This window comes from Aromatoleum diolicum, from assembly GCF_012910955.1.
Taxonomy (GTDB): Bacteria; Pseudomonadota; Gammaproteobacteria; order Burkholderiales; family Rhodocyclaceae; genus Aromatoleum; species Aromatoleum diolicum.
This window is the reverse complement of sequence record NZ_WTVQ01000010.1, coordinates 114,261-124,355: the sequence shown is the minus strand read 5'-3', so window position 1 is coordinate 124,355 and position 10,095 is coordinate 114,261. Positions and strand designations below refer to the sequence as shown.

General features: G+C 63.6%; 8 protein-coding genes and 1 pseudogene. 6 read left to right on the top strand and 3 right to left on the bottom strand.

Features of this window, described 5'->3' with window-relative positions; translation table 11 throughout:
- Nucleotides 1-173 precede the first annotated feature (173 nt).
- Nucleotides 174-572: an ATP-binding protein gene (locus tag GPA25_RS08280; protein ID WP_343034878.1), complete on the top strand. Its 399-nt coding sequence runs from the start codon at nucleotides 174-176 to the stop codon at nucleotides 570-572.
- Nucleotides 573-615: 43 nt separating this feature from the next.
- Here the strand turns inward: GPA25_RS08280 and GPA25_RS08275 are convergent.
- Nucleotides 616-3,213: pseudogene (locus GPA25_RS08275) on the bottom strand (DEAD/DEAH box helicase family protein); the annotation flags it as partial.
- A gap of 141 nt (nucleotides 3,214-3,354) precedes the next feature.
- Here GPA25_RS08275 and GPA25_RS08270 point away from each other — a divergent pair.
- From GPA25_RS08270 to GPA25_RS08250, 5 genes are all read left to right on the top strand, one after another.
- Entirely contained in the window at nucleotides 3,355-4,668 is a 1,314-nt protein-coding gene (locus GPA25_RS08270) for a M23 family metallopeptidase (protein ID WP_169259896.1), read from the top strand.
- Between the two features lie 108 nt (nucleotides 4,669-4,776).
- Nucleotides 4,777-5,433, top strand: a complete 657-nt coding sequence (locus tag GPA25_RS08265) for a PIN domain-containing protein (protein ID WP_169259895.1) — start codon at nucleotides 4,777-4,779, stop codon at nucleotides 5,431-5,433.
- Between the two features lie 255 nt (nucleotides 5,434-5,688).
- Nucleotides 5,689-5,916 (top strand): type II toxin-antitoxin system Phd/YefM family antitoxin, encoded by a 228-nt coding sequence (locus GPA25_RS08260; protein WP_169259894.1) that lies wholly within the window; start codon nucleotides 5,689-5,691, stop codon nucleotides 5,914-5,916.
- A gap of 11 nt (nucleotides 5,917-5,927) precedes the next feature.
- A complete protein-coding gene (locus GPA25_RS08255; protein WP_169259893.1) occupies nucleotides 5,928-6,341 on the top strand; it encodes a type II toxin-antitoxin system VapC family toxin in 414 nt (137 codons plus the stop codon).
- 348 nt (nucleotides 6,342-6,689) lie between these two features.
- Nucleotides 6,690-7,883, top strand: a complete 1,194-nt coding sequence (locus GPA25_RS08250) for a patatin-like phospholipase family protein (RefSeq protein ID WP_169259892.1) — start codon at nucleotides 6,690-6,692, stop codon at nucleotides 7,881-7,883.
- Between the two features lie 30 nt (nucleotides 7,884-7,913).
- Here GPA25_RS08250 and GPA25_RS08245 read toward each other — a convergent pair whose 3' ends face one another.
- Both GPA25_RS08245 and GPA25_RS08240 read right to left on the bottom strand, forming a co-directional pair.
- Nucleotides 7,914-8,561: a response regulator gene (locus GPA25_RS08245; protein ID WP_343034877.1), complete on the bottom strand. Its 648-nt coding sequence runs from the start codon at nucleotides 8,559-8,561 to the stop codon at nucleotides 7,914-7,916.
- Nucleotides 8,558-9,925: a cache domain-containing protein gene (locus tag GPA25_RS08240; protein WP_169259891.1), complete on the bottom strand. Its 1,368-nt coding sequence runs from the start codon at nucleotides 9,923-9,925 to the stop codon at nucleotides 8,558-8,560. The genes GPA25_RS08245 and GPA25_RS08240 overlap by 4 nt, the downstream gene beginning before the upstream one ends.
- Nucleotides 9,926-10,095 lie beyond the last annotated feature (170 nt).

Below are 10,095 nucleotides of genomic sequence, written 5' to 3'. Positions count from 1 at the left end.
AAATCAGCGTCGCCGAGGCCAAACGGATCGTTCGTGACCAATTCACAGTTCCAGAGGAAATCCGACGAGCCCGACGCCGCCACGTTGAAATCGCGCCTTCTCCTGCTTGACAGTCGGTACGAGATCATCTGGCGGTCTCGCTCGGCATCAAGGCGATCGAGGCCGGGTATCGGGTGCTGTTCACCTCGGCCGCGCAGCTGATCGCGACGCTCACCAAGGCGCTCGCCGAAGGCCGGCTCGACGAGAAGCTCAAGCTCTACACCACGCCGCGCCTGCTGATCATCGACGAAATCGGCTATCTACCGATCGAACGTGTCGGCGCCAATCTCTTCTTCCAGCTGATCAGCCGGCGCTACGAGCGCGGCCCGATGATCCTGACCAGCAACCAAAGCTTCGGCGCCTGGGGCGAGGTGTTCGGCGATCGCGTCATCGCCACCGCGATCCTCGACCGCCTCCTGCATCACGCCGTGACGCTGAATATCCGGGGCAACTCCTATCGCCTCAAGGAAAAACTCAAATCCGGCCTCGTCCGGTCATTCGACGATGAATCTCAACCGGGTGGGGAAATTTGAATGACCGCACTGGGGAAAATTCGGTTGCCCTTGACACCCGGCACAGGATCGGGTTTGCCGTCATGCGCGCGAGGAAGGTGGGGACGTCCATCAGCGCGTTGCGGTCGCTAAAGATCTGGTAGGCAAGCATCTGCGCGCGCCGATGCTCGGTGGGTGACAGTCGCGGGAGCAGCGCATTGGGTTGTTCCGCGACCAGCCGGGTGATTCGCAAGTGCTCCGGGTCGTCGACGTGCAGTAGCGCGCCGAGGTGCTTGCCAAGGTAGTCCTCATCGGGATCCAGCGGAGCCTGTTCGAGACCGGCCGCGCGACAAAGTGCGGTCCACCCGGCCTTGCCGTCGTAGATGTCTTCGAGCTCCAGGCACTGGTCGCGGGTGAAATCAGCGAGCGTTAGCGGTTGGCCGCGGCGCGTCGTCGCGTAATAGCGCAACTCCGCGGTGAGGCGTCGCCAGCTCTGGTTGCTGATCTGGCGGAGGCCGTCCAGCACGCGCTCGCGGGCAACACGGTCGAACTGGATGTGGCAGCCGGGTGGGAGCGTCGTGAAACCTTGCTCAACTGCTTCGATCAGTTGCTGGCGGTTCAGGCCGGTGATCGCACGGTAGAGCAGGTCGAAACGGAAATCAGTTTGCAGCCGCCCGACGAAATCGAGCACCAGGCAGCTGTCCTTACCGGCGGTCAGGCGCAGGCCGCGCCCGAGTTGCTGCTGGAACACCACCGGGCTCTGGGTCGGGCGCAACAGCAACAGGGTGTTGGCTTCCGGGATGTCCACGCCTTCGTTGTAGAGATCGACGGTGCAGAGCACCTTCAGTGTGCCGGCGGCGAGCTGTTGAGGCGCATGTTCGCGAACGTCGCGTGCGGTCGCGCTGGTGATCGCCAGCGCCGGTAAGCCCGCCGCCGACAGGCGTTCAGCCATGAAATTGGCGTGGGCGATATCGACGCAGAACGCGATCGCACGCATGCCGTCGTGGTCGGCCACATACTGGGCCACGGCATTGATAACGATACGTGCACGTGCATCGTTACCGCTGATGACATTGCCCAATTGGGCGAGCTCTCCCGGCTGGTTCCAGCGGATGCCGGTGAGATCCGTGCTGTCGGTCGTCGCGTAATACTCGAATGGGGCCAACAGTTGCTGATCCAGGGCATCCCACAAGCGCAGCTCGACGGCCGGGCTTCCATCGGGGCGGGCATCGAAGTAGCCGAGCACGGATCTCCCGTCGGTCCGTTCGGGAGTCGCGGTCAGGCCAAGAAGAAAACGCGGACGGATATTGCTCGCGAAGGCGTCGAACTGGCCGGCCGGCAAATGGTGGCATTCGTCGATCACCACGGTATTCCAGTAATCCGGACCGTGGCTCGCGAGCAGGTTGCGCGCGGTGACCGACATGATGGTGGCGAACAGGTGCTCCACCGAAGCTGGTTGGCTCCCGTCGGCAAGCAGCTCGCCGAAGGCGGGGGCGCGCAACACCTGCCGGTAGGTCTCGATTGCTTGGCGCAGCAACTCCACGCGATGGGCGACAAACAGCAGGCGGGGTTTGCCGCCCTGCATTTCGCACAGTCGTTTGTAGTCGAACGCGGCGACGACGGTCTTGCCGGTGCCGGTGGCCGCGACCACAAGGTTCCGCATGCGACCGTGGCGGCGTTCGCTGGCAAGGCGGTCGAGCATGGCTTGCTGGAAGGCCTTGGGTTGCAGGTCGAACCACGTCGGCGTGGCGATCAGTTCGGTCGTCGTCCCTTTCGCCTGACGCAGCGCGCGCCGCAGTTCGATGCTGTGTTCCGGATTGTGCGGATCGAAGCGTTGGAATTCCGGGTCGTTCCACAGCGTCTCGAAATGCGCCTCGGCGGCGGCGAAAAGATCGGTCTGTCCGGCCCGTGTAAACTTCACTGTCCATTCGACACCACCCAGCAATGCGGCTGCGGACAAATTGGCGCTGCCGACGAAAGCCGTGCCGAATCCTGTGTCGCGATGAAATAGCCAGGCCTTGGCGTGGAGGCGACTGCGCCGGCCGTCCAGAGAAATCCGCAGATCAACCCCCGGTAAGGCAGCGAGCGTCTCGACTGCGCGTGCTTCGGTGGCGCCGGTGTAGGTGGTAGTGATGATCCGCAGGCGGGTTCGCGGCTGGCCATCCCCGCCGATCGCAGTGATCGATTCGAGGACGTCGAGGAGTTTTCGCAGTCCGCTCCAGGTGATGAAGCTGACGACGATATCGACGCGGTCGGCCGAGCCGAGCTCGGCGCGGAGTTCGGCGAAAAGCGATGGATCGGCACGTCCGGCGGTGAATAGCCAGGGCGCGAGCAATCCGGTAGGGGGCTGCGCCGGACGCGCGTTGCCGCGATAAATGGCGCGCAGTGCCAGGACCGGCGCGCTCCAGTCGCCGGCCTCGGCGCCGCCTTGGCGCAGCTGGCCGAGCAGGCCGTTGATCAGTGCGAGTTCCCGCTGCTCCCGCGCCGCGTCATTCTCCGCATCGCTCGCCTGCTCGAGCAATTCGGGAAGCAGCCGCGCGATCGCTTCGATCAGGCGCCGGCGCCGCGCGTTGCCGGTGAGGTGCTCTAGATCCGCCTGACCCGCGTCGCGCAGTTGCAGCGCCATGTCGCGGATTCGCTGGTCGAGGAGAAGATCGTAGATGCCGTCGGGAAGTGCGGTCATGGGCGTGGGCATTCCTTATGACACGGACGCATGCCGGGCTGCCTGCGATCCGCCGCGTTGCTTGCTGTATGACATGTGCCGCACATGACGTCAGGCACTGCACGGTATCATTCGAGCATACCTTGAAGCCCTGCATGCGTCATGTTCATCCGACCGCTGGTTCTGCTGCTGTCATTGCTGCTCGTCGCCCCCTGCTTCGCCGGGCAGAACGACAATTACCCCTTCACGGTCGAGAGCGAACCGGAAGGCGACGGGCACCGCATCGTCGCGCGGAACAACGGGCCGGCGCCCGTTTCGGTGAAGGTTGCGTTGCTGTACTCGGTCTATGCGACACCGGATCGAAGGTTTCCGGTTTTTGCGGTCGTGCCGCCGAATGGGGGCGTGCTGTACCTCGGGCGCTTCAAGCGCACCATGTCCGGTGTCGGCTATTCGTTCCGGTATCAAAGCTCGTGGATGTTGGGGGACTTGAACGCGCGCCAGAGTCCCGACGCGCTGTATCGCCTTCCCTTTCGGGATGGCAGCGCCTACCGGATCGGGCAGGCGCCGGGAGGGCCGATCACGACGCACCATTCGCCGGGCAGTGCCTATGCCGTGGATATCGGCATGCCGCAGGATGTGCCGGTGCTGGCGACACGCGACGGGACGGTAATCTATACCGAGGCGAACCAGAAATACGGCGGGAAGAGCCCCGATCTGTTGGACAAAGCGAACGAGGTGCGCATTCAGCATGCCGACGGGACGATTGCCGTGTATGCGCATCTGGCGCACGGGGGTGTCTACGTCTATCCGGGGCAGCGTGTGCGGGTGGGCGAGCAGATCGGGCTGGTCGGATCGACGGGCTATTCGTCGGGGCCGCACCTGCATTTTGCGGTGCAGAAAGTCGTCAGGAACGGCGACGAACTGGGCATGGAGTCGCTGCCCTTCCAGTTCTATGTCGGCAACCCGCCCGCTGCATTCTTTCCGCAATTCGGTGTGCTTGCGAGAGCGGACTATTCGTCACCGGGTCGGGTACCCGGCACTACTGCGGAAACGCGGGGAGGCGCTTCACCGTCGGCGGGCCCGACGAGCGGCATTGTTTCTGCGCCAGTCTCCGAAGCGCTCATTTCACTTGAAGTACCGGCCCAAATTCGGTCCTACCTGCGCGCTATTCCCGCATGGCAATGGTTCGCGGGGATGGTGGGGTTGGTCGTATCGCTTCTGTTGCTGGACAAGCGGCGGACTGCGAGAAGGCAGCGTGATGCCTTCGTGTTCCGTGAGCCGAGCATGCGTGGGCGCCCTGCTGCCGAGCCAGTGTTTCATGGACTTAGCGCATGGGACAAACTAATAGTCGTCTGCGGCGGGGATCGCAAGAAGGCAGAACGGTTGATGGAGTATGAGTATCGGAAGGCGCCCAGCATTTCCAATGACGAAGCTGCTCTGCGCGCCTGGGAGAGGTTGCAGCGGGATCGCAGATGACTTTGGGTATCGTTAGCGCAGCCAATCGTGTCGAGGGGAAATCGGTCAGACCACGATTCCGATTGACCAACGGTGTCGAATAGCATCGCAGTAGCGCAGGAGGAAAGGTTGAGAACAAACTACGTCCTGATCGATTTCGAAAACGTTCACGTGAAGTCGCTCGATCTGCTGAAGGGCGAGCATTTTCACGTGATCGTCTTTCTCGGTCCGAAGAACACGAAACTCCCGGTCGACCTGGTGCTTGCGATGCAGGCGTTCGGCGAGCGCGCCGAGTACGTCCTGCTGGAGGCGTCCGGGGCCAATGCGCTGGATTTTCACCTTGCGTTTCATCTCGGTCGGCTCGCTACGGCCGATCCGACGGGGCTCTTTCACATCATCTCGAAGGACACGGGTTTCGATCCGCTGATCGTGCATCTGAAGTCGCGCAAGGTGTTCGCGGCTCGCTCCGAATCTGTCGAGGAGATGCCTTGCTTCCAGGCTGCGGTCGTGACACCACCGGCAGTTCCGGCGAAAGCGCCGGCTCATGCCGGCGCCTCCGCGACGCAGTCATCGTTCGAGGAACTGTGGCGGCTTGCACTGGAGCATCTGGTCACGTCGACGGCGTCGAAGCCGGCGAAGGCATCAACCTTGCACAGCACACTCCACGCGAAGCTCGGGAAAACGCTACCTGCATCGACCATCGACGTGGTGTGCTCCGAACTGGTCAAGCGTGGTTACGTGAAGGTGAATGGCAACAAGGTGACTTATGCGCTGCCGTCGGCGTAACTCGGGGGGCGCTGCGGGCGGCCAGCGATCGCCGGGAGAAAATGGGCCAGGCTCAAATTCCGCCCGAAACAATGCCCGGTAGGTCACCCGTCGGTGAGCGACCTTCCGGGCTCCAGCCCGGCATACAACGGGTGCGCTGGCAGCGCGGGCGACGCCATGGAATCGTTTTCCGTGGAAACGCTCAATAGCTTGCCTACTGGCAAAGTCAGGGATGGACATGCATAATTACATCATTCTGTACATTTTGAGACTGCGATGAGACAAGCCACTTTCACCGAAGTGCGTAATCACGCCAAGACCTACTTCGACATCGTCGAATCGGGTGAATCCGTGCGCGTACTGCGCAATGGCAAACCTATTGCCGACATTGTGCCGATCGCTCCCGAACTTCCTTCATGGAAACGCCGCAAGGCCCAACCGCTGGTGCTCGATGGCGTGTCGGTCAGTCGCATGATTCTCGAAGAGCGCGACGCCGGCTTGTAAGGAAGGCTTGAATGCGCATTTTTTTCGACAGTTCTGCCTTCGTTAAACGTTACGTCAGTGAAGCCGGCACCGAGGCCGTGCTTGCGTGGTGCGATCGCGCCAGCGAAATTGGCCTCTCCGGCATCGCCTTGCCGGAGATCGTCTCGGCCTTTTGCCGCCTGCGCCGAGAAGGAAAAATCGACGACACCCAGTATCGGCAGCTCAAGTCGCTGCTGCTGGCCGACATTGAGGATGCGGCGATTTGCGACCTCACGCCCGAAGTCCTGGCCCAGTCGATTGCCTGCCTGGAAAACAATGTCCTGCGCGGCATGGATGCCATCCACATCGGTAGCGCCGTCGCACTCAAGGCCGATGTTTTCATTTCTGCGGATCAGCGGCAACGCGATGCCGCCATTCGGGCAGGTCTGCGAGTCGAAGGGGTTTAACTCTCCTAAAGGCCTTCGCTGGCGCCGCCGGTGGTGTTCGCTGACCTGCTGCGGCCTGGTCGAGTGTCAGGGACGCGGGCCGGGGGCTGCATGGGCGAAGAAGGGGTAATTACCCTCAAATAAGGGTAATAAAGGGGGTAGTGGTTAGCAGCGTAGTCTCCGCGTTCGGGTAGCACAGGTGCCGCGTGACATGGACCTTCCGCATCGCCGTCCCCGCCGCTCACGTCCCCGCCGCTCGTCCACGCCGACAGCGTTCAGGTGGACTAGCATGGAAATTCCACGAGCGCTCGCGGAGACCGGGGTCTCCCGACTCACCGGAAACCCCGGCCGACCTCACGGAGCCCGACCATGCCTGCCGCGCACAAAACAACGACCGTCATCGAACCGCGCCGCACCATCCTGGTCTTTCAGGGCGGCGGCGCCCTCGGGGCCTACCAGGCGGGGGTCTTCGAGGCCTTGGTCGAGTCCGGGCGGCAGCCTGACTGGGTGGTCGGCACTTCGATCGGGGCCATCAACGGGGCGCTGATCGCGGGCAATCCGCCCGAATACCGGCTGGCCCGGCTACGCGAATTCTGGCACCTCATGTCCAAAGGCGTCGGCGGACTGGACGTGTGGGAAGCCCTGTTCGGCGCCACACTGCGCAACCTTGCCACGCTGACATTCGGCGTACCGGGATTTTTCGCGCCGCGCAGCTTCCCGTCATTCGCCTTCAATTTGCCGGCGGCGCCCGGCCTTGCCAGTTTCTATAGTGTCGAGCTGCTTGCGAAGACGCTGGCCGAATTGGTGGACTTCGACTACCTGGCTCAATCTCCGGTGCGCCTGTCGGTGGGGGCGGTGGATGTGGAAAGTGCGCAGCTGGTCTACTTCGACTCCAAACAGGAAACGCTGCAACCGGCCCACATTCTCGCCAGCGGCGCGTTGCCCCCGGCCTTTCCGACGGTGGAAATCGGGGGCCGCTACTACTGGGATGGGGGCATCTACTCCAACACGTCGCTCGACTGGATTCTGCACGACCAGCCGCGCGACCATTCGCTATGCATTTTTCCCACTCTTTGGCCGCAGCAGGACCAGGCGCCGCGCGCGCTGGGCGATGTGCTGCGGCGTGAAAAGGAGATCCAGTTCGCCAGCCGTGCCGACACCATCATCGAGATGGAGCGCGAAATGCACCGCATGCGCCACGCCATCAATTTGCTGGCCCGTGCGCTGGCCGAGCATGACAAGGATTCGCCGCTGATCCCGCTGGCGTGCATGGGATGCGGCAGCGTTTTCCATGTCATCCATCTCGAGGCGCCGCGGCTGCCGAAGGAAGATCAAACCAAGGACATCGAATTCGCGCCCGCTCGGGTGGGCCAACGCTGGGCGGCGGGGCGGGCCGATGCCGGCCGCGCGCTGGCGGCGAAACCGTGGATGATCGAAGTGCCGCCGACGGAAGGCGTGATGGTGCACGACTTTTCGCGACCATCGGTGGTGGCGGCGCGGCAGGCGCTTCCGCAAGGGCCGGCGTGCGCGCCCCCACGCGCGCGAAAGTCAGCGACGCGGTAGTCCGCCTTTCGGGGCACGGTATCGCTTCGCTCAGCCCCGTATCCAGCCGCGTTTCAGCGCATAGTTGGTGAGCCCCGCCGCAGTGTCGATGCCGAGCTTGCGGCGCAGGTTCAGGCGATGGGTCTCGACGGTGCGCACACTGACGTCGAGCTTCTGCGCGATGCGTTTGTTGCTGTCGCCTTGTGCGACGAAGATCAGCACTTCCCTTTCCCGCTCGGTCAGCGCCGTCGTGTCGGCCGGTGGTGCCGAAAGCGCCGCGGTCAGCGAACTGCTGAAATAGACCCCGCCTGCGGCGACGGCCCGGATCGCCGCGATGATCTCGGTCGACGGCGCATCCTTGAGCACATATCCGCGCGCCCCCGCTCGCATCGCCGACATCACGTAACCCTGGCTGTCGTACATGCTGAGGATCAGCACGCGCAGCGCCGGGCAACGCTCGCCGAGCGCCGAAGTCAGTTCGATGCCGTTGATGTCGGGAAGGCCGACATCGACCAGCGCGAGGTCGGGGCGCAGGGACTCCGCCGCCGCGAGGGCCTGCTGGCCATTCGCGGCCTCGCCGACGATGTCGATGTCGCCGATGTCGCCCAGCCGCGCCCGCAAGCCGTCACGGACGAGTTGATGATCGTCGACGAGCAACAGGCGGATCCGCGCGCTGCCATCGGGTGTTTCGCTGATCACGATATGTGTCTCCTGGCATTCGGGCACGGCAGCACCGCGGCAAGTTCGGTATGGCCGGGCTCCGAGCTGAGCGCAAGCTGCCCGCCGTGGTGCTCGATGCGTTCGCGCATGTTGCGCAGGCCGATGCCGCCGCTGCGGGGATGGTCGATATGCGAGGTATCGAAGCCGCAACCATCGTCGGTGATTGCCAGCCGCACCGACTTGTCGCGTGCCTCGAGGTCAAGGTGCACCCGGTGCGCACCGGCGTGACGCTCGATGTTCGTCAATGCCTCCTGCGCGATGCGGTACAGCGTCGTCGCGCCGGCTTCGTCCGCGGACAGGTCGACGTTGCCGATATCGGCGTCGACGACGATGCCGGTGCGCACGCGGAATTCGTCGAGCAACTGGCGCAAGGCAGCCGGCAGGCCGAGGTTGTCGAGCAGCGACGGGCGAAGGTTGTGCGAAATGCTGCGGATCTCCGAAATCGCGACGCCCAGCCCGTCCAGCCCCTTGCCGATCTGTTCGGCGACATCGTCGCGTCCGGCGACGGCGCGTTCCTTCGCGAGTTCGAGGTGGTACTTGACCGAAACCAGCAACTGGCTGAGCCCGTCGTGCAGGTCGCGCGCGACGCGCGTGCGCTCCTCCTCGTGCGAGGTGACGATGCGCTGCGCCAGCGCCTTCAGCCGCCGGTCGGCGAGCTGGTGTTCGCTGATGTTGAGCGCCATGCCGCCGGCAAACACGATCAACGCGGCAATGATCGCCACACCGGTGAATCCGACGACGGTGCCGGCGATTCGCGATGACATGCGGTCGCGCAGCGTGGTGCGAACGGTTTCGACGTCGTCGAGGTAGATGCCGGTGCCCAGCACCCAGCCCCAGCGATCGAGCTGAACGACATAACCCAGCTTGTCGGTTTCCTTCCCCGTCGATGGCTTATTCCACTTGTACTGCAGGAAGCCCTCTCCGGACGCCGCGACCGCGATCAGCCGCTGGATCACCGGCAGGCCTTCCGAATCCTTGCGATCCCACAGGTTGCGGCCGACGAGTTCGGTCTGGCGCGGATGGACGACGTTGAGGCCGCTGATGTCGTAGGCGAAGAAATAGCCGTCGTCGCCGTAGTTCATCTCGCTGAGGATGCGCTTCGCCTCAGTCTTGGTCGTTTCGTCGTTGCGGCCCGACGAGTACAGATGGTCGATCGAAGTCTGCGCGAGCTGGACGTAGTGCTGGAGTTCCGACCTCTTGGCGGCCAGCATCGCCTCCTTCAGGACGACCTCCTGCTGCCGCTCCAGGTCGCGCGCCTGCATCGCGACGAGAATTGCGATTGCCGAAACAGCCGCGATCAGCGGCAGGACGGCAAGAACAATGACCTTGTGTTTCAGACGCACGCCGTGCTCCCCGTAAATCCGCCCCGCGATTGTAGTGGCCTTGCGCACCGGCCCGGCCGCTCTGAGTAGTACTACGCAGTCCCGAAAAGTAGTAGTGCGAATGGTTCCGCGCGCGGTTTCCCGCGAAAGTGGCGCGTGATCTTCGGCACAGGGGTGCCGGGGCCCGGACC